Consider the following 21,396-nt stretch of genomic DNA (forward strand, 5'->3'; position numbering starts at 1 on the left):
GATGGCATATAAAATCAAAAAAACATGAAATTTTTAAAATTCCTTTTACTGTTTATTACCATCCAAGTGTCCGCACAACAAGGTGGTATGTGGATTCCTTCGTTATTAGAAGGTATGAATGAGACCGAAATGACCAATCTTGGTAGTAAACTTACTGCTAAAGATATTTACGACGTAAACAACTCTAGCTTAAAAGATGCCATAGGACATTTTAATGGTGGTTGTACCAGCGAAGTTATTAGCGACAAAGGTTTAATTTTAACCAACCATCACTGTGGTTTTGGTCAAATACAATCACATTCGTCTTTGGAAAACGATTATTTAAAAGATGGTTTTTGGGCAATGTCTTTGGACGAAGAATTGCCAAATGAAGGTTTATACATCGAGTTTATTGTTAGAATTGAAGATGTTACATCACAAGTTCTGGCTGGAATTACAGACAGTATGACTGAAAAAGAAAAACAATCATTAATAGATAGAAATAGTAATACTTACCAAAAAACGGTTACTAAAGAAGCTTGGCAAGACACTAAAGTAAAATCATTTTACGAAGGAAACCAATACTTCCTGTTTGTTACAGAGCGTTTTGAAGACATCAGATTAGTTGGTGCTCCTCCAACAAGCATTGGTAAATTTGGAAGCGATACAGACAATTGGGTTTTTCCTAGACATACAGGAGATTTTTCAATGTTTAGGATTTATGCAGACGCTAACAACAGACCTGCAAAATACAGTAAAGACAACAAACCATATAAGCCAAAGCATTTTTTACCTGTCTCTTTAGATGGCGTTGAAGAAGGTGACTTTACAATGGTATTTGGTTTTCCTGGTACAACTAGCGAGTATCTTCCTGCTGTAGCAATACAACACATTACAGAAGAATTTAACCCTACAAATATTGCTATTCGTGAAGCTGCTTTAAAAGTCATTGACGCTAAAATGAAAGAAAGCGATGCTGTACGTATTAAATACGCATCTAAACAAGCACGTATTGCAAACGCATGGAAAAAATGGATTGGAGAAAATTTAGGAATCCAAAAAAGTGATGCTGTTGCAAAAAGACGTGCTTTTGAAGCTACTTTTACTAAAGCTTTAAAAGAAAAAAATCTAGAAGATAAATATGGAAACATCCTTCCTGAGTTTGATAACCTTTACAAAGATTTTGGTCCAATTAATATTAAACGCAGAAATTTTGTTGAAGTCTTTTTGGTTACCAACGAGTTAATGCAAATGACCTTTAGAGTTTATCAAATGGAAGAAGCTATAAAAGCTGACCCAGAGAATTTTGAAAAAGCAAAAGCGCGTCTTATTGGTACTTTACAAGGTATTCATAAAAATTATGATGCAGATGTAGACAAAGGTGTCTTTAAAAATGTAATGCCTTTTTACAATAAAAATGTTGATGCTTCAATTTATGATAAAACAGCCTTTACTAATTTAAACCAAGCTTTAAAGCTATTAGAAGGTAGCGCTAAAGAGGTGTTAAAAAAATTGAATAAAGATGCTGCTTATCAATACGCAAAACCAATGATTACTGAGTTTTACAATACTATTGACAAAGCCTACCAAGAAAAAAACCAACCTATAACCGCTTTACAAACTAAGTACATGACAGCTTTAATGGAAGCTTTACCAAATGCACGCTACTTTCCGGATGCCAATAGTACTTTACGTGTTACTTATGGTCAGGTTAGAGGATATTCTCCAAGAGATGCTGTGTATTATAATCCAGTAAGTTACCTAGATGGTGTTGTAGAAAAATATGTACCAGGTGATTACGAGTTTGATGTACCAGAAAAATTATTAGAGCTACATAAAAACAAAGATTACGGTCAATATGCAGATAGTAACGGAAAAGTACCAGTTTGCTTTTTAGGAACTAACCACACTACAGGAGGAAACTCTGGTAGTCCAGCAATTGATGCTTACGGAAACCTAGTAGGTCTTAACTTTGATCGTGTTTGGGAAGGTACAATGAGTGATATGAATTATGATCCTGAAATCTGCCGAAACATTATGGTTGACTTACGCTACGTCCTTTTTATAGTAGACAAATATGCTGGAGCAACACATTTAATTGACGAAATGAAATTAGTACATCCTAAGAAAAAATAGTGTGCTAAATAATTATAAAAAAGCCTGTCGTGTAACGTATACATTGACAGGCTTTTTTTATGCTTGTAAAATCCTTAATGGTTTATTGCTCTATGATTTTAAAGGTCTCAATAATTGACATAGCGTCTTCAATATAACTATCAACATCTTTTTCAAGAACTGAATAATAGATTAAATAATCTTTATTGTTATGATTAAATAAAGTTGATAATCTAATTACTTTGAAACCATCTGTAATACTTTTTGATGTAACAATATAATATTTTCCATAAATTGGATGCACTTGTGACCTAACCTTTGGCGTTAAAAACGAAGCATTTTTAACACTTAAAAAATGACGCTCTAATGCCTCTTCAATGTTTTTACTTTTAAATGACTCTGAATTTGGAGACATAACATATATCCCGTTTTTAAATTCATTTTCTCTCAAGTCTTTTAAGTTATTAGGAACATGGAATACAACATCATGAGACCCTATAAAAGTACACCAACTATCAGGAATAGTCATACTGTAGAATTTCATTTTAGCTTTAGCTTCAATAGTATCTAAACATTTATAATAGGTTGTGCGCTTAGATGTTTTTGTAACTGTATTGCTTGAACCACATCCTAGCATTACTAATATTCCAAAATAAAGTAAGTATTTGATTTTCATAGTTTCTTTATTTTACAAATTAAGCTTTAAACAATCTCCATTTTTTTAAGCAGAAAACTAGCATTCATATTTTGACAAATTCCTTTTTTAAAGGTGTAATCAAAATACAATTCGTCATTAATAATTTGCGCATCAAAGTAGTAGTTTTTTACTTCTTTTAAATGCTTTTCTATTTCGCATAAGCTTAAATCATGCGTAGCAATAATGCCAGTTGCATGACTTGCTACTAGTTTTTCGACAAATTTACGTGACCCAATAGCTTTATCTGTGCTATTTGTTCCTTTAAGGATTTCGTCTAAAATTATAAAGTAATTATCCTGCTTAATAGCATCTACAATATACTTTAAACGTGTTAATTCTGAAAAAAAGTAACTACTATCATCTGTTAAACTATCGCTTGTACGCATACTTGTAATTAACTTAACAGGACTGTAAACTGATGATGCTGCACAAACCGGTAAACCAACATTAGCCATAACAATATGTAAAGATACTGTACGTAAAAATGTACTTTTACCTGCCATATTTGCGCCTGTAATAATAAAAAACTGCTGATTTTTTATTTCAAAATCATTATCAACTCTTTTTTCTGTTTTTAATAAAGGATGTCCTAGTTGCGTTACTTTTGTGTCACTTTGTTTTTCCACAATTTGAGGATAGATGTACTGTTGATGATTAAAAGCATAGTTTCCTAAACTGTTATAAGCATCAAAAAACGCAACAACCTCAAACCAATCTTCAACTTTGTCTTTGTAATTTTCCAACCATTGTTCAATACGATAGGCGTTTTTTAAATCTGTTAAAAAATAACCATTACCAAAAATTGCCGAAATCAAGTTGTTTCTATTATCCAAAGCGTCCATTGCTTTAGACAATTCATGTAATATTTGGGATGCTTTTTTGTCTTCTAATTTAATTTTAGCTTGTTTTGCTAATAATAAATTAGAGGTAAACGATTCGTTTTCAATAGCACTTAATAGTGATGCATATTGTCTAAACGTGTCTCGCATCCTATCCGTATTTGCGGATAAGACGTTTGTTTTTTTAACATAGCGACCAGTAATAAATAAGCCAACAAATAACCAATATCCTATTATTGCAGCAGGAATAATTTGTGCTACAGCTAAACCGATTATTATTAGTGAAAGTGCGCTAATAATTAACGGAACCACCTTAAAATATTTTGGTATAAACGACTTATGCGTTTTTAAAAAACTTAAAATAGTACTAGCTTTAGTATCAACTTTAATTAAGCTAGCATTAGCCTGAAATACTTGTCTCCAATCAGACTTATTAGCTAAGTCCTTAATAGCATCCTGCCTTGATACAATAGCGTCTGTATTATTTGCTTTTAAGCAATTTGCTAAAGTTTTAGACCCTTCACTATTGGTTGTTCTATTTATAAATTGAAAAAAGCTTCCTCTACCAAATAAATCAATATCTAAAGCATAATTATGATTAGCATCCTGAAATTGTAAACCTTCACTTTTATCAAAAAAATCACCTTTTGCAAACTGTAATTCTTCAGTATTAATAGTGACTAGAACTTTTTTTAGTTCGTATGTATGTTTTAAATCGGTGTACTTATTTAACAAATAAATAAAACCAATAACACCTATAACAACAATCCCAATCAAAATTTGCCAGTTTCCAAAAGCAAAGTAAACACTAACTCCTGTTGCTATAAACACTAAAAGTCTTGCTATACTTAATGTTGTAAGTTGCTTGTAAAGCTTTGATACATCCTTAGTATAGTTATCTATATTGCTTTTATAATACTCCAAATGGTTTGCCATTTTTTTTAAAATTCTAAACTGTCAAATGCGGTAAATACGGTTATTATTGTTTGTACTGCATCCTTAAAAAATTGTTGATCAATATTTTCAAAATCGTCTGACGGTTTATGGTAGTCTTTATGATCTGCAACACCAAAATAAATAAACGGGATTTTAGCTTTATGAAACGCTGCGTGATCACTAGAATAAGTCCAATTATCTCCATCTCCTAAACCTTCGTGACCAATTAAAAGATCTACTTTACCAATATCACTAAAGTTTTCTAAAACTGGCTTTAATTGAGGATAATATCTTGATCCCACAGCAAATAGTTGATTGTTATCACTTCTGCTAATCATATCCATGTTTAAATTTAAAACAATATTTTTTTGCTGAATAACATTGTCGTTAACAAAGTGGTAAGCACCTTTTAAACCTAACTCCTCAGCATCAAAAGCTGCTAAAATAACATTGTGTTTTGGTGGGTATTTGGCAAAATATTCCGCGAAAGCGAACAACGCACTAATTCCGGATGCATCATCATCTGCTCCATTATATATTTGACCATTTTTTACACCTTCATGATCGTAATGTGCAGATAATACAATATACTTTGATGTATGTGTGGAACCTTTAATAACTCCTAAAATATTTGTAGCATTGTATGTTTTACCTGCTTCAAAAGTAAAAGGCTGTTGGAAATTACTTCCTAAAGGGTCTACACCTAGTTTTTCAAATTTTTGAATGATGTAATCCTTGGCTAAAGCTGCACCTTTTGTACCTGTGCGTCTACCTTCATATACATCTGATGCTAACGTTTTAATATTTTCAATTAAGGCGTTGGTGTCAAAATAATAATCGATATCTGACGCAGTACTTGTAACAGTTTCAGAGGTGTTTACAGCGTCTTCGTTTTGTTTAGACGTGTTTTGTGTTTTGCATCCTACTATTGTTAAACCAATAATTGCTATGTATAATATATTTATTTTTTTCATAAATCTATAGTTAATTCTAAGAGGTAAATCTAATAAAAAAACCCAAGCATTTGGCTTGGGCTTTTGTGTATTATTATTTGTGCTTTCGCAGAAAATATTATCCTTTTAAGGCAGCAGATAAGTACTCACGATTCATACGTGCAATATTCTCTAAAGAAATTCCTTTAGGACATTCTACCTCACATGCTCCAGTGTTAGTACAGTTACCAAAACCTTCTTCATCCATTTGTTTAACCATGTTTAAAACACGCTCTGTAGCCTCAACTTTACCTTGAGGTAATAATGCAAATTGTGATACTTTAGCACCAACAAATAACATTGCAGAAGAGTTTTTACAAGACGCTACACAGGCACCACAACCAATACAAGTTGCTGCTGAAAAAGCGTCATCTGCATCTTGTTTGTTAACTGGTATCGCGTTAGCATCGATCGTGTTTCCAGATGTGTTTACCGAAATAAATCCACCTGCATGTTGTATACGGTCAAATGCTGTTCTGTCTACTACTAAATCTTTAATTACAGGAAAAGCACTAGCTCTCCATGGTTCAATAGTAATAGTCTCACCATCTTTAAACGTACGCATATGTAACTGACACGTTGTGATTAAACGGTCAGGACCATGTGCTTCACCATTAATATATAATGAGCATGAACCGCAAATCCCTTCACGACAATCGTGATCAAAAGATACAGGAGCCTCTCCTTTTTCTATTAACTCGTTATTTAAAACGTCTAACATTTCTAGAAAAGACATATCTGGAGATATATTGCTGATTGGGTAATCAACCATTTTCCCCTTATCGTTAGCGTTTGCTTGACGCCAAATTTTTAACGTTAAATTCATAGCTTTTCTTTATTTATAACTTCTTTCTTTTACTTCAATATTCTCGTATGCTAATTCTTCTTTATGAAGTATAGCATCTTTTGGTTCTCCTTTGTATTCCCAAGCTGATACGTATTGAAACTCTTTACGACGCATCGCTTCACCTTCTGCTGTTTGGTACTCTTCTCTAAAGTGACCACCTGCAGACTCTTCACGTTGTAAAGCATCTTTTGCAAATAGCTCTCCTAATTCTAAGAAATCTGCTACACGACCTGCTTTAGCAAGCTCTTCGTTAAACTCATTTTGTGTTCCTGGCACACGAACGTCTTTCCAGAATTCTGCTCTAAGTTCAGAAATTTCAGTAATTGCAGATTTTAAATCTTCTGCGTTTCTTGCCATTCCACATTTATTCCACATGATTTTACCTAAACGCTTATGGAAATAATCAACAGAGTGTGTACCATTATTGTTTATTAAATGGTCAATGTTTTTTCTTACTTCAGCTTCAGCTTCAGCAAACTCTTTAGTATCTGTAGATATTGGACCTGTTCTAATATCATCCGATAAATAATCTCCAATAGTATAAGGTAATACAAAATATCCATCTGCAAGACCTTGCATTAACGCAGATGCACCTAAACGGTTAGCACCATGATCAGAGAAGTTTGCTTCTCCAATTGCATATAATCCAGGAACAGTTGTCATTAAGTTATAATCAACCCAAACACCACCCATTGTATAGTGTACTGCTGGATAAATCATCATTGGTGTATTGTATGGATCTTGATCTACGATCTTCTCATACATTTGGAATAAGTTTCCGTATTTATTTTTGATTACTTCTTGTCCTAATTTTTTAACAAGCGCAGCATCATTTTCGTCTAAACCTTTAACGTGAGCAGCTTCTTTACCGTAACGTTGAATTGCCGAAGCAAAATCTAAGAATACAGCTTCACCAGTTGCATTTACACCAAAACCAGCATCACAACGCTCTTTTGCTGCACGAGAGGCAACATCACGAGGCACTAAGTTTCCGAATGCAGGATAACGACGCTCTAGATAGTAATCTCTATCTTCTTCAGCTAATTGTACAGGCTTTAATGTACCTGCTTTAATAGCCTCAACATCTTTCATGTGTTTTGGCACCCAAATACGTCCATCATTACGTAAAGACTCAGACATTAACGTTAGTTTAGACTGATGATCTCCAGAAACCGGGATACATGTTGGGTGAATTTGTGTGTAACAAGGGTTTGCAAAGTAAGCCCCACGTTTGTGTGCTTTCCATGCTGCTGTTACATTACTTCCCATCGCGTTAGTAGATAAGAAGAAAACATTACCATAACCACCTGTTCCAAGAACCACAGCGTGTGCTGAATGTCTTTCAATTTCTCCAGTAATTAAGTTACGTGTTATAATTCCACGAGCTCTACCATCAACCTTAACAACGTCTAACATTTCATGACGGTTGTACATTTTGATTTTACCACGACCAATCTGACGGTTCATAGCAGAATACGCTCCTAATAATAATTGTTGACCTGTTTGTCCAGCTGCGTAAAAAGTACGTGAGACTAATACACCACCAAACGAACGGTTATCTAATAATCCACCATACTCACGTGCAAAAGGAACCCCTTGAGCAACACATTGGTCGATAATATTTGCTGAAACCTCTGCTAAACGATACACGTTAGCTTCTCTAGAACGGTAATCTCCACCTTTTACAGTATCGTAAAACAATCTATAAGTTGAGTCACCATCACCTTGGTAATTTTTTGCTGCATTAATTCCTCCTTGTGCTGCAATTGAATGTGCACGTCTAGGAGAATCCTGAAAGCAAAATGCTTTTACGTTATATCCTAGTTCTGCTAAAGTAGCAGCAGCAGATCCACCAGCTAATCCTGTACCAACAACAATAACATCTATGTTACGCTTGTTTGCTGGATTTACTAAGTCGATATGATTTTTATAGTTAGTCCATTTGTCTGCAATTGGACCTTGAGGTATTTTTGAATCTAAAGCCATAATATCTCTTATTTTTTAGTGGTTTAAAAAGTGGTAAACAGCAATGAAGATGAAACCTACTGGCACACCAATTGCATAAATTTTACTAAATCCTTTTAATCCCTTTGTGTATTTGTTATTTGCTCCGATTGACTGGAAAGCAGAATTAAAACCGTGTAAAAGGTGTAATGATAAAAATACAAACCCTACACAGTATAGCGCTACACGCCATAAATCTTTAAACTTGTGTACTAACTCTTCGTGGTATCTAAACTCGCCACTTGGTAGTGTACCAGACATGTCACCAACAATATATTTGGTGTTAATTTCTGGAATCCAGAAATCGATGAAGTGGATAATTAAGAATACAAGTATAAAACCTCCACTCCAAATCATGTTTCTGCTCATCCAAGAAGAATTTGCAGCTCCATTGTTTTTAGCATAGCTAATTGCTCTTGCTTTGTTGTTTCTGATTTCTAAAACAAATCCCATTACAAAATGGAATATTACACCAAGAATTAATACTGGCTGCAGTAAATATTGTACTGCCCAAAACGTTCCCATAAAGTGAGACGCTTCATTAAAAGCATCTGGACTAAATACAGAAAGAATATTAATTGCAAAATGTTGTAAAATAAAAATCATTAGAAAGAGTGCTGAAAGTGCCATAGCAAACTTTCTCCCTATTGAAGAATTTAAAATTCCGCTCATTATAATTGAAGTTAATTATTTGTTATACAAAGATAAGCCACAAGCGATATACTAACAAATTTTAAAACTTTTTTGTACTATTTAGAATGGGTTTAAGTAACAAAGCTTTAATGTAAGGTAATATTTATATTATTAACCCATAGTTGGGATCTGTCCATGTTGGCATTCCACTGGTCAAGCATAAATGCGTCATCATAATCTATGATTTTTTCAAAAACTAAAACATTGTTTACTATTACTTTTATTGGTTTAGATAAATCTACCATTTCTGGTGAAATATAAATATTGAACGAACCAACCTTTTCTGTATTTATATCAAATACATTATCAGTAAATTTAGCAGAAATCTTTGCGGACTGTCTAGGAAAATCAAATGCATTTTGATTAACATCAATCACTATAGCATTATCATTATCATCTAATTTTAGCCATTTTGTAATTTTAAAATTAGTTGGTTTTTGCGACACTTTAGTCGTTTTAATAGTATCTAATTTAATAGTATTTAACCAATCAATAGTGCCATGTGCATTGTCGTCAAACTCCCATTGCAATGTTTTTGAAAAAGAATTTCTTTTTCGCTTAATAAGATCTTCAAACAATATATCATAAGCAGGTTCTGCCTCATTAAAATCAGGAAACCAATGCGGAAAGCCATTATATCTGTAATCTTTATAATCCGCCTTAATTTTAGACATAATGCTATTTAAGCTATCATTTGCATTTGGCGGATAATAGTAATCTTGATCTGTAGAAAAATTAATAAAACTTCTAGCTTTTACATTTTCTATAAACGTTCCGCCAGTATAGACTTTTGGATGTGTATTAAAACCATAAAAACCAGCAAATTGTGTTGGCCGCTTCATTAAGTATGAAAACGAGCCAGTTGCTCCATTAGAGTGACCAGAGACAAATACTTTATCATCATCAATATTAATTGCTGACTTTATTTGCTTAATAATTTCTGGAACCATAAAAAAGCCTTCGTCTCCAATCATCCAATTAAAATTTTTATCAGCTTTTGGAAACACTAAAACAACATCATTAGCGTCTGCACGCTTGGTATATTTTGTATTAGCGTATTTTAAATTACTTTTTGTCTCATAATCCGATAATGTGGTGTAGCGTATTGCTCCATGTAAAAAAACCAACATTGGATATTGATTGTTTGGATTATACGTTTTGGGTAGATGCACAAAATACGACGTACTAGACGTATCATTTATTTGAAATGAAATAGAATAATCTTGCTTTTTTTTAGGCAAAAAATTGTTTTGACTTTTAATGTAATTATAAAGTCGCTCTGCACTTAAACTATCAATTGAAGCGCCTTTTTTAGTGCTAAAAAACTCAGCTTCATCTGATGCCAAATTATCAAAAAACTGTGTTTGATTTAATATTGCAGCTTGCTTTAAACTAGACCATCGTTTATCATTAAATAAATTTGAATAGTCCTCTGTTGCATAGTCTCCTAAAATATAATCCCAACCTGGATAACCTTCGTCATCCTCTATTAATTCTGCCAATGGTTGCAAGTACTTAAAAGCAACATCATTCATTTTTAAACGACTAGCAATTACACTTACATTGTACTTAGAATAATCATCTATACTATTTGGAAATTTATTAAACGCATTTTGATAAGTAACAAGTGCTTCCTTTAATTTTAAAGAATCTTCGTCCTTAGACAATTGCATTGCCTTATCAATTAAAACACTGTAGGACTCTTTTTTTATTGCAATGCTTTTTTTGCAACTACTTAAACTTAAACAAATGATTACTACAATTAATGCTGCCTGTTTCATATGGACGATTTACTATAAAAGAGACTTCATTTAAAAAAATGTTACAGTTTTGGTATTATTCGACTTCAAAAGCTTTTTCGACACCATCAATTTTAATTATATAATTTCCTTTTACAATATAATATTTGTCATTTTTAGCTTTATTAATGTCGATTGCAGTGTTTTCTTTTAAGATTAGTTTTCTACCTTTTTCATGAATCGTTAAATCGTAATCAATAAAATTAAATCCTTTATCTAAATTCACGTAAAATGATTGAATTTGCTTACCGCTTTCTGTAAGGATTTCAACCTCCTTCTTACCAGAAATAGCACTATACAATTGGATAGTCGTACTAGGTTCATAGGGTTGCATCCATTTGCTCCATGAATTTCCCCAACGAGAATAATATCGAATAGACTCTAGATCAAAAATGGTCATTTTACTACTTAAAGCCATACTAGAATCATACTTTTGTAACGCAGAAAGATTAGTTTTATAGATACCACGACCATGCGTACCTAATAACAAATCATTACTTTCTTTTTGCGTTTTTATATCATGCACAGCTACAGCTGGTAAATTTTTAGAAAACGCTTCCCATTGGTCTCCATTATTAAAACTAACATATGCTCCATTATCGGTTCCTAAGTACAGTATATTTTCCTTAACGGGATCTTCTACAATTACATTTACTGGAGCTGTTGGAATATTAGTGCTTATAGACTTCCAAGTTTGACCATAATCGTCACTCATGTAAACATAGGTAGAAAAATCGTCAAATCGGTAACCATTTAATGTTGCGTAAACGCGTTCCTTTTTATGCATTGATGCCACTACGCGTGTTACCCATAAATTATTAGGCAAATTACCTGAAACATTACTCCAAGTTGCTCCTTGATTTTTTGACACATGAATTAATCCATCATCACTTCCAACGTATAATAAACCAAATTCAAAAGGAGACTCAATAATCGTAGTTAAGGTACCGTAAGCCACATTCCCTGATTTTCCACCTTGTGTTAAGTCATCACTAATAGCCTTCCAGGTATTACCTTGATCTAAAGATCGCATTAATTTGTTACCACCTAAGTACAAAATATCTTGATTGTGATTCGACAAATAAATTGGTGTTTGCCAATTAAAACGATACGGTTTTTCGCCAAGCTCATGTTTTGGCTGGATATAAGTCTGCTCGCCAGACGCACGGTTTAGTCTGTAATAATTACCAAATTGGTAACCTGTATACACAATATCTGGATTACGATTATCAATCTGGATTTGCATTCCATCTCCACCCATTATACTTTTCCATGGATATTCTCCATTTTGATGCCAACTTTTATCTTCAGGTGCATTATTTGCACCAACCCAAACACCATTGTCTTGTAAGCCACCATAAACACGATATGGTTTTTGATTATCTACATTTATAGCGTAAAACTGTCCTACAGACGGCGAATTATTTTTTATCCAATTAGCACCATCGTCAAAAGTAATATTAACACCTCCATCATTACCATTAATTAAATGATGTGGGTTTTTAGGATTAATCCAAAGCGCATGGTGGTCTGCATGCACATTTTCTGCACTTATAGACGTAAACGTTTTACCTCCATCTTTAGATTTTAAAATTGGCACTCCATAAACGTAAATGTCATTTTGATTTGCAGGAGACACATATACATGTCCAAAATAATACCCATAACTATAATATAAATCGTCTAAATAATCGTTGTGTGTTTTAGACCACGTTTGTCCACCATCTGTACTTTTATAAACTTCAGCTCCAATTACTGGTGTTTCAAATAGCATTGAATTTGCATCTTCTAAATAATGCGCTAAATCAATTGGCTTTACGTTTCCGCTGCGTACCATTTGCTTCACGTTTTCTGCTCTGTATTTTTCCTGAAAACCATTCATTTTTAAAAACCCATTCAGTTTTTTATCGTCTAAATTTAAAAATTCAGACGTGCTCATTGTTTTAAAATCATCTTTTTGTAAACCTCGTCTCACTGCGTTATTTCCGCTTGACGGTCGTCTAAATTGACTATCATGTATTGCGTAAATAATATCATTATCGTAAATAGCCAATCCAATACGTCCAACACCATTACCTACTGGAAAACCACTGTTTTTTGTAGATATTTTATCCCAAGTATCTCCAGCATCTATACTTTTATAAATTGCCGAGTTGTTTCCGCTTCCATCAAAATTCCAAGCCTTTCTATCTTTTGTCCATGCAGTAGCAAACATGGTGTTATAATCTCCAGGTACATGTTGCATATCAATAATTCCGCTGACATCATCCACGTATAATGTTTTAGTCCAATTAAGGCCACCATCTGTGGTTTTATAAACACCTCTATCTTCAGATTTAGAATATAAAGCACCTGTGACACCTACAGTAACTTCATTAACATTATTAGGATTAATCAATATACGTCCAATATGTTGAGAATTGGGCAATCCAACATGTTGCCAAGTTTGACCATTATCCGTAGACTTTAACATACCAACTCCTGCATAAGACGATCTAGACGCGTTATTCTCTCCTGTACCAACCCAAATAGTTCTGGTTGGCCAATGTACAGCAATATCACCTACATTTTGGGTTTGAGAATTATCTAAAATAGGCTCAAAAGTTGTCCCATTATTTATGGTTTGCCAAACACCTCCAGAAGCATATCCAACATAAAACTCTGATGGGTTTTCTGGGTTTACATCCAAATCTACAACACGACCACTCATAACGGTTGGTCCAATGTTTTGAAACGCTACATTTTTAACTATTGAGTTTGATTGTAATTGGGCTTTATCTGCCAACGTAGTTTGTTGTGCACTTACAGAAGTAACGACAAATAAAAATAAAAAAAGTCTATAAATCATGGTTGTTTATTATAAGTTTTGAAGATACAGATAAAAGTAAAATTAACAAAGCAAAAACCTTAAAGCAAACAGATTTTAAGATGGATTTATTACTTATCTATCTTAAAGTTCTTATTTTTACAGCTAGTTATAATTTCCGCTTGACGGAAAAAATTATAACTTAAATTTTATGAATACATTTTTTCACTACTGTGGAAATTAAAAATTAAATTTTTCTTATGAAATATCACAAAATCGACTCGTCATTATTTATAAAAAACCGTAAAAATTTTGCTTCTCAAATGAAGCCAAAAAGTATTGCCTTTTTTAACTCTAATGATATTTATCCAATTAGTGCAGATAGCACATTACCATTCCAACAACAACGCGATATTTTTTACTTAAGTGGTGTTGACCAAGAAGAAAGTATTTTAGTTTTATTTCCGGATTGTCCAAATCCTAAAAACAGAGAGGTTTTATTTTTAAAAGAAACCAATGCACACATTGCTGTTTGGGAAGGTGAAAAACTAACTAAAGAGGCTGCATTAGCTACAAGCGGAATTAAAACCGTTTATTGGTTACAAGACTTAGAAAAAGTTGTTTTTGAAATGATGACACAAGCCGAAACCGTTTACATAAACACCAATGAACATTACAGAGCTAATGTAGAAACCGAAACAAGAGAAGACCGTTTTACTAAATGGATAAAAGATAAATATCCTGCACATAGTGTTGCTAAAAGCAATCCAATATTACAACGCTTAAGATCTGTAAAAGATCAAATTGAATTAGACTTAATCCAAACTGCTTGTGATATTACAAATAAAGGTTTTAGACGTGTTTTAAACTTTGTTAAACCTGGCGTTATGGAATACAACATTGAAGCCGAGTTTATGCATGAGTTTTTAAATAATCGTTCTAAAGGTTTTTCATACACACCAATTGTAGGTTCTGGAAACAACGCTAACGTGTTACATTATATAGAAAACAATCAAGAGTGTAAAGCTGGAGATTTAATATTAATTGATGCTGGAGCAGAATACGCCAATTACGCTAGTGACATGACTCGTACTATACCTGTTTCCGGTAAATACAATGACAGACAAAAAGCGGTTTACAATGCTGTTTTGAGAGTTAAAAATGAGGCTACAAGAATGCTAGTTCCTGGTACAATTTGGGCTGACTACCATGTGGAAGTTGGTAAATTAATGACTAGTGAACTACTAGGTTTAGGCCTACTTGATAAAGCAGACGTACAAAACGAAAATCCAGATTGGCCTGCTTATAAAAAATATTTTATGCATGGTACATCACACCACATGGGATTAGATACGCATGACTACGGGATTTTAACAGAGCCAATGCAAGCTAACAACGTATTTACTGTTGAGCCTGGAATTTACATTCCTGCAGAAGGTTTTGGTATTAGATTGGAAGATGATGTGGTTATCCAAAAAACAGGAGAACCATTTAATTTAATGAGAGACATCCCAATTGAAATTGAGGAAATTGAAGATATAATGAATAATTCATAATACAATTTACATTGAAAAGCGAGCCTCAAAGCTCGCTTTTTAAATTTTATAATTACCACAATTTAAACATAAGATGAAGACACTTAAAGAGCAAACAGACGCAAAAATTGAATCAGGAAGAAAAAACAATCCTGAATTTATGAAAGGTGTTGATAACATTATAAAACAAGCAAAAGCTTTTGAACAAGGCAAAGATGCTTTAAAGATAAACACAAAAGCTCCTGAATTTAATCTACCAGATCCTAAAGGCGATCAAACTAGTTTATCAAATTTATTAAATCAAGGTCCAGTTGTTGTTACTTTTTATCGTGGTAGTTGGTGTCCTTATTGTAATTTACAACTTAGAGCGTTACAAGCTAGAGTAAAGGATATTCATGCTTTAGGTGCGACATTGGTTGCTATAAGCCCTGAAGTACCTGATGGATCATTGACTGAAAACGACATAAACAATATGGACTTTATTGTTTTATCTGATCAGGATGCAAAAGTAGCTTCAAGTTATGGTGTAGCATGGAAAGTACCAGATTTTTTAATGGATCACATGCGAGTAGACAGAAATCTTGATTTGAAACAAATCAATAATGGTAACGATAGTATTTTACCTATTCCTGCAACTTTTATAATAGGTCAAGACGGCTTAGTTAAATGGAACTATGTAAATGTAGATTACAGAACACGCTCAGAACCTGAAGAAATTACTGAAGCTTTAAAAAAGCTATCGTAAAAAATACATTTAATTTTTAATAGAAAAGCTAACTTAATAAGTTCGCTTTTCTATTTTACACCAATACGCTACTGTTTTCAAAAACATAACGCTGTAGTTTTTTTAATGTTTCTAATTTATCACTAGTATTAATTAATAAGGAAATATTATTATTACTTCCTCCATAAGATATCATACGCACGCTTACGTCTTGCAAAATTTGAAACAAATTAGGCGTGTCTGGGTGAAATATAATAGCATTACCAACTAAGCATACAATACTCATATAATTATCAACCTCAACTACTGAAAATCGTTCCAATTCTTCTACAATAGCTTCTAGATGCGATGTATCATCTATGGTTAATGACACAGCAATTTCTGATGTTGTAATCATATCTATGGACGTTTCATAACGCTCAAAAATCTCAAATACTTTCTTTAAAAAACCATGTGCCAATAACATTCTGGCAGACTTTATCTTTATGGCTGTAATACCATCTTTTGCAGCAATTGCCTTAATCCCTTCTCCATGTACTAGATTTGTTATTAATGTACCATGCGCTTCTGGTAACATGGTGTTTTTTAACCTAACTGGTATATCCAATTCACGCACAGGCATAACGGTTTGAGGATGTAATATTTTGGCTCCAAAATAAGCCAACTCTGCAGACTCATCAAAAGACAAATTAGAAATAGCTTTTGTATTCTCTACAAATCGTGGGTCGTTATTATGGAAACCATCAATATCTGTCCAAATTTGCACTTCTTCTGCTTTTAACACAGCTCCAATTATTGTCGCTGTATAATCACTTCCTCCTCGTTGTAAATTAGCAACATTTCCTTTTACATCACGACAAATAAAACCTTGCGTAATATAAATTTCTGCTTTTGGCGACTCATTAATTACACGATTTAAATTTTGTTGTATGTAAAAATTATCAGGTTCATTTGTTTTATCAATACGCATAAAATCCAGAGCAGGCAATAACACAGCATTTATATTCTCTTGCTGCAAATAATGGCTAAAGATAAATGTAGACAACAACTCGCCTTGCGACACTATTTGATTGTATAATAAATCGTCATACAATCTATTGACCAAAACCTCAAGTGAATTAAAAACATTATTAACATACACAAAAACCGTTTTATATAATTCTGGTGTTGTAATAAGTGTTTTAATGGTTAAATTATATGTGTTTCTAAGTGCATCTATAATTATTAATGCGTCTTCTGGCTTATTATTTTTTATGTAATCCGCAACTTTTACCAATGCATTTGTAGTGCCTGACATTGCAGATAAGACCACTACTTTTTGCTGTCCATTGTTAATAATGTTTTTAACATTAATCATATTTTCAATAGACCCAACAGATGTTCCTCCAAATTTTAGTACCAACATAGTATTTACATTTTATAAGGCTAAATTACTTAGAGCCTACACTATGACCATAAAAATGAAAAAATTGTACTACTTTTACACAAATTGTTAAATAATTAACAGAATGAAAACTATAGCGTCTTGCGTTGAGGACATTTTAATTACACAACCATTTTTGGAAGAAGCATTGTCTAGAAGTATTATTAATTATTCTGCTTTAGCAGAAGAGTTGAACGCTCCCATTAGTGCCATGTTGCGTAAACCAGTAAAATCTGGAGCAATAATGATGGCTTTGCGACGTTACAATACACCAAATACGCTTAGACATTCATTAAAATTAAAAAGCACCTTACAAAATTTAGGAGATATTACAGTACGTTCCAATTTAAGTGACTTTACGTTTCAAAACTCAGAAACATTAATACAAAGTCACACAAAAATATTAGATCAAGTAGAAGCTAATAAAGATATTTTTTATGCGTTTACACGAGGTATCTTTGAAAGTAACATTATTATATCAAGTTCGGAAAACAAAAAAGTCATTAAATGTTTTTCTAATGAAATACAAATTGGATTACAAGAAGGTCTATCCGCAATAAGCGTGCGCTTACCAAAAGACAACTCCAAAATATCTGGATTATATTACCAAATATTTAAGCGTTTAGCTTGGGAAAACATTCCGATTTACGAAGTCGTTTCGACCACAAACGAGTTTACTGTATTAGTAGAAGACCATGTGGTTGATAAAGCATTTTCAGTTATTAAAAACCTAAAAAACTAAGGATTAACCTTAGTCAACTCACCAGAATCTAAAGCCTTTTGATAATCTGCTTCTACAGTAGTTTGAAGTCCAAAAAACTTAGTACCATCTTTCTTTTTTAAAACAACGTAGGTTTTATTTTCTTTAGCAACTACATCATCAATCAAAACGATAGTATTTATAACAGGCTTGTAACTTGCTAACTTACCACGTTTGACTAAAATGTTTAATCTTGGAAAATCAATATGATTGTAGTGCTCTCCCTTAGGAGCTTTTACCTCTAAAACATCACCTACTTTAGGCTGGCTTTGAGCAAAAGATATAAAACATACACTTAAAAATACTAAAGTTAATACTGCTTTTTTCATAACATTGCGTTTTAGTTGTTACACAAAGTTAAAAACTTCTACTTAAAAAATCAAGGCTTTTTAACTAGTAAATTAGTAAAAATAAATCCTAAAAGTGCTGGTAAAACCCATCCTAAACTATATTGAGCAAAAGGAATTAAGCTGACCACGTTTGATAAATTTTTTGAAGGACTTATAACACCTACAACATCAGGAATACTAAACACAAACGTCAATAATACAACAACCCTAAAAACTAAAGCTGTAGCATATTTATTTGGTATTGCATTTAGAATGATTAATACAATAGTTATTGGGTAAATAAATAAAAGTATAGGCAAAGCAATAACTATAATGGTATTAAAATCTAATTGTCCAACCACAACACCAAACACACTAGCAATTATTGCTGTTACCACATAAACCGTCTGAGAGTTATTTATTAACCCTTTAAAATAATCTGCAGTACCTGTTACAATACCAACAGCTGTTGTAAAACAAGCTAACGCAATTAAAACACTTAGCACTGCATATCCAAAACCACCTAAAGCCTTGACACTAATACCTGTTAATAGGTTAGCACGTTGCATGTCGTTGTTTAAACTACTATTAATATCAATTTCGGTTCCATATGAAGCACCAACTGCAATTAATCCTGCATAAATTATAAACAAACCAAAACCAGCAATTAACCCTGATTTTTTAATCAGGTCCTTTTTAGCTTCAAAAGTAGCGTCAGTTTTAATATTAATTGAGATAATAATAACTGCTCCAACAACTACTGCTGCAATAGCATCAAAAGTTTGATACCCTTCTAAAATACCAGCAACAATTGGAGTATCCATTTGCGTTGGGTTAGTTACCATTTGTGCGGAATACAACCCAATACCAATAACCAACAGCAACATAATTACTATAAAAGGCGTTAGATACTTACCTATTATGTTTAATATTTTAGAACGATTTAAAGCAAAAACCAATACTAAGATAAAGTACACACTACTAGTTAATAAAGGGGAAGTACCAAAATTTGGATGTATTGCAATCTCATGTGTTGCTGCTGCTGTACGTGGTGACGGAATAGCTACTGCAATAAGATAAATTAAAACACAATAAATAAAACTAAATATTGGAGACACTTTTTTACCAAAGTCATATAAAGTCCCTTGTAGTTTAGCATGCGCATAAATACCAAAAATAGGTATTACTACTGCTGTTATAACAAAACCTAAGGTTACCCAAAACCAATTCTGACCAGCATTATAACCTAAAAGTGGAGGCAACAATAAATTTCCTGCTCCAAAAAAAAGCGAAAATAATGCAAAGCTTGTTATTAAAAGATCTTTAGTCTTATTCAAAATTAGTCTTGCTTAATTAATTTTAAATCTTCAAAATCAAAACTAAAATCTGTTACAGGAGCAATTGGTTTTAATGTTGCGCTTACCGCTTTAGCTTTTTCGTTAAAACTAAATTGCATAAAACAATCTGCATCGTAACTCCTATTATCCCATTTAACAATATAAGTAGTTGCATTGTATGGTAACACGCTCCCTTTTAATGTATTAGATTTCTCTGAAGTAATTCGCAAATCATTTCCACTTTGTGTAATACTAACATTTCCAAACCAAGCATCAGTATAAGTACCTGTAATAGCAGATCCATCTATAGTTTTACTACTATTTTTCATTTTAGCTACCTGATTAAAAACTACAGTTTTAAGACTATCGTTATATTGGTACCATTCCTTATTATTTTGACCTAATTTTTCTAACCATTTACGGTCTTCATAACCTAAATAACTATCTTTAATGGTATTAGTAATAGTATTAAAAGCCGAACCATTCATCTGATTAGTTAATACTACAATTGCTAAATCTAAATCCGGAATCATAGTAAATTGCGTCACTGTTCCCAACAATCCTCCAGTGTGATATACTTGCTTATAACCACCTTTTACGTCTGTTACAAACCAACCTAAACCGTAACCTCTAAAATTAGAATCGTAACTATCATTAGCACTTACTTTTAAAGGTGTTTGCAATTGCCAAAGTTCATTAAACTGTTTTTCGCTAAGCAAACGTTCCCCATTTTTAGTTACAGCATCATTCATTAAAAACTGAGCCCAAGTCAACATATCATCCACATTACTAACAATACCTCCAGCTGGATTTGCAGTCGGACTCCAATCATGCGGAATTTGCACTAATTTACCATCTGCTAATGTATGTGCTTCAATAATATTAGATTTATCAGTCACACGATTGTAAGACGCTTTACTGTTAATCATCCCTACAGGTTTCATAATTTTGGTTTCAATAAATTCTTCCCAAGACAAACCACTTACACGTTTTAAAACTTCTCCAGCAATAATAAACATGTTGTTATTGTAAGCAAATTGACTTCTAAAAGAGCTTTCTGTCTCCAAATGTTGTACATTTTTAATAACGTCTTCCACCTTAAAACTAGCTTCCGGAAAAAACATTAAATCTCCTGCACCAAGTCCCATTCCACTTCTATGCGTAACTAAATCTCTAACCGTAAACTGTTCTGTTACCCAAGCATCTTGTAGTTTAAATTCTGGAATATGTTGTCTAACTTTATCATCCCAATTAAGCTTACCCTCATCCACCATCATAGCTAATGCAAAACAGGTAAACCCTTTACTATTGGAAGCTACACCAACCAAAGTACTTTTATCCATTGCTTTTTTATTAGATAAAGCACGCACGCCATGTCCTTTAGCATACACTACTTTACCATCTTTAATTATACCAACAGATATTCCAGGAACATCAAAGGTTTTCAAGGTGTTTTCAACAAGTTGGTCTAGCTTATCTTCCTCAATTTGAGCAGATAGTGTCATGCATGTTAAAAAAGCAAAAGTGTAAAGAATTGTATTTAATCTCATAATTATATTATTTAGCGTCTTGGCAATCAAA

At 32.8% G+C, this 21,396-nt stretch carries 16 protein-coding genes; 4 read left to right on the plus strand and 12 right to left on the minus strand.

Going from position 1 to position 21,396, the window contains the following annotated elements; translation table 11 throughout:
- Positions 1–24: 24 nt before the first annotated feature.
- Positions 25–2,115, plus strand: a complete 2,091-nt coding sequence (locus JM82_RS12275) for a S46 family peptidase (RefSeq protein ID WP_145004330.1) — start codon at positions 25–27, stop codon at positions 2,113–2,115.
- Between the two features lie 82 nt (positions 2,116–2,197).
- Here JM82_RS12275 and JM82_RS12280 read toward each other — a convergent pair whose 3' ends face one another.
- From JM82_RS12280 to JM82_RS12315, 8 genes are all read right to left on the minus strand, one after another.
- Entirely contained in the window at positions 2,198–2,770 is a 573-nt protein-coding gene (locus JM82_RS12280; RefSeq protein ID WP_145004333.1) for a hypothetical protein, read from the minus strand.
- Positions 2,771–2,796: 26 nt separating this feature from the next.
- Positions 2,797–4,566 (minus strand): MutS-related protein, encoded by a 1,770-nt coding sequence (locus JM82_RS12285; RefSeq protein ID WP_145004337.1) that lies wholly within the window; start codon positions 4,564–4,566, stop codon positions 2,797–2,799.
- Between the two features lie 5 nt (positions 4,567–4,571).
- Positions 4,572–5,540 carry a M28 family peptidase gene (locus JM82_RS12290; RefSeq protein ID WP_145004340.1) on the minus strand — a complete coding sequence of 323 codons (969 nt, stop codon included), beginning with the start codon at positions 5,538–5,540 and terminating at the stop codon, positions 4,572–4,574.
- Between the two features lie 97 nt (positions 5,541–5,637).
- Positions 5,638–6,384, minus strand: coding sequence for a succinate dehydrogenase/fumarate reductase iron-sulfur subunit (locus tag JM82_RS12295; protein ID WP_028282322.1), 747 nt, complete (start codon positions 6,382–6,384; stop codon positions 5,638–5,640).
- 9 nt (positions 6,385–6,393) lie between these two features.
- Positions 6,394–8,391 carry a fumarate reductase/succinate dehydrogenase flavoprotein subunit gene (locus JM82_RS12300; RefSeq protein ID WP_145004344.1) on the minus strand — a complete coding sequence of 666 codons (1,998 nt, stop codon included), beginning with the start codon at positions 8,389–8,391 and terminating at the stop codon, positions 6,394–6,396.
- 15 nt (positions 8,392–8,406) lie between these two features.
- Entirely contained in the window at positions 8,407–9,081 is a 675-nt protein-coding gene (locus JM82_RS12305; RefSeq protein ID WP_028282324.1) for a succinate dehydrogenase cytochrome b subunit, read from the minus strand.
- 107 nt (positions 9,082–9,188) lie between these two features.
- Positions 9,189–10,883 carry an alpha/beta hydrolase-fold protein gene (locus JM82_RS12310; protein ID WP_145004348.1) on the minus strand — a complete coding sequence of 565 codons (1,695 nt, stop codon included), beginning with the start codon at positions 10,881–10,883 and terminating at the stop codon, positions 9,189–9,191.
- A gap of 55 nt (positions 10,884–10,938) precedes the next feature.
- The gene (locus tag JM82_RS12315) at positions 10,939–13,749 is read right to left on the minus strand and encodes a WD40/YVTN/BNR-like repeat-containing protein (protein WP_145004351.1); all 2,811 of its coding nucleotides are present in this window, start codon (positions 13,747–13,749) and stop codon (positions 10,939–10,941) included.
- A 218-nt stretch (positions 13,750–13,967) separates the two neighbouring features.
- On the opposite strand from JM82_RS12315, the gene JM82_RS12320 reads away from it, so the two are divergent.
- Positions 13,968–15,263: an aminopeptidase P family protein gene (locus JM82_RS12320; RefSeq protein ID WP_145004354.1), complete on the plus strand. Its 1,296-nt coding sequence runs from the start codon at positions 13,968–13,970 to the stop codon at positions 15,261–15,263.
- Between the two features lie 73 nt (positions 15,264–15,336).
- Positions 15,337–15,987 carry a peroxiredoxin-like family protein gene (locus tag JM82_RS12325; protein ID WP_145004357.1) on the plus strand — a complete coding sequence of 217 codons (651 nt, stop codon included), beginning with the start codon at positions 15,337–15,339 and terminating at the stop codon, positions 15,985–15,987.
- A 55-nt stretch (positions 15,988–16,042) separates the two neighbouring features.
- Here the strand turns inward: JM82_RS12325 and JM82_RS12330 are convergent, their stop codons facing one another.
- Complete coding sequence (locus JM82_RS12330) at positions 16,043–17,371, minus strand: aspartate kinase (RefSeq protein ID WP_145004360.1); 1,329 nt, start codon at positions 17,369–17,371, stop codon at positions 16,043–16,045.
- Positions 17,372–17,474: 103 nt separating this feature from the next.
- On the opposite strand from JM82_RS12330, the gene JM82_RS12335 reads away from it, so the two are divergent.
- On the plus strand, positions 17,475–18,131 hold the full coding sequence (locus tag JM82_RS12335; RefSeq protein ID WP_145004363.1) for a hypothetical protein: 657 nt from the start codon (positions 17,475–17,477) through the stop codon (positions 18,129–18,131).
- Here the strand turns inward: JM82_RS12335 and JM82_RS12340 are convergent.
- From JM82_RS12340 to JM82_RS12350, 3 genes are read right to left on the minus strand one after another with little or no spacing between them, the layout of a single operon-like run.
- Positions 18,128–18,478 carry a hypothetical protein gene (locus JM82_RS12340; RefSeq protein ID WP_145004366.1) on the minus strand — a complete coding sequence of 117 codons (351 nt, stop codon included), beginning with the start codon at positions 18,476–18,478 and terminating at the stop codon, positions 18,128–18,130. The genes JM82_RS12335 and JM82_RS12340 overlap by 4 nt on opposite strands.
- Positions 18,479–18,528: 50 nt before the next feature.
- Positions 18,529–19,815: a branched-chain amino acid transport system II carrier protein gene (gene brnQ / locus JM82_RS12345; RefSeq protein ID WP_145004370.1), complete on the minus strand. Its 1,287-nt coding sequence runs from the start codon at positions 19,813–19,815 to the stop codon at positions 18,529–18,531.
- A gap of 2 nt (positions 19,816–19,817) precedes the next feature.
- Entirely contained in the window at positions 19,818–21,365 is a 1,548-nt protein-coding gene (locus JM82_RS12350; RefSeq protein ID WP_186439218.1) for a serine hydrolase, read from the minus strand.
- Between the last annotated feature and the right edge of the window lie 31 nt (positions 21,366–21,396).

Origin of the sequence: Olleya sp. Hel_I_94, assembly GCF_007827365.1 — a bacterium.
Taxonomy (GTDB): Bacteria; Bacteroidota; Bacteroidia; order Flavobacteriales; family Flavobacteriaceae; genus Olleya.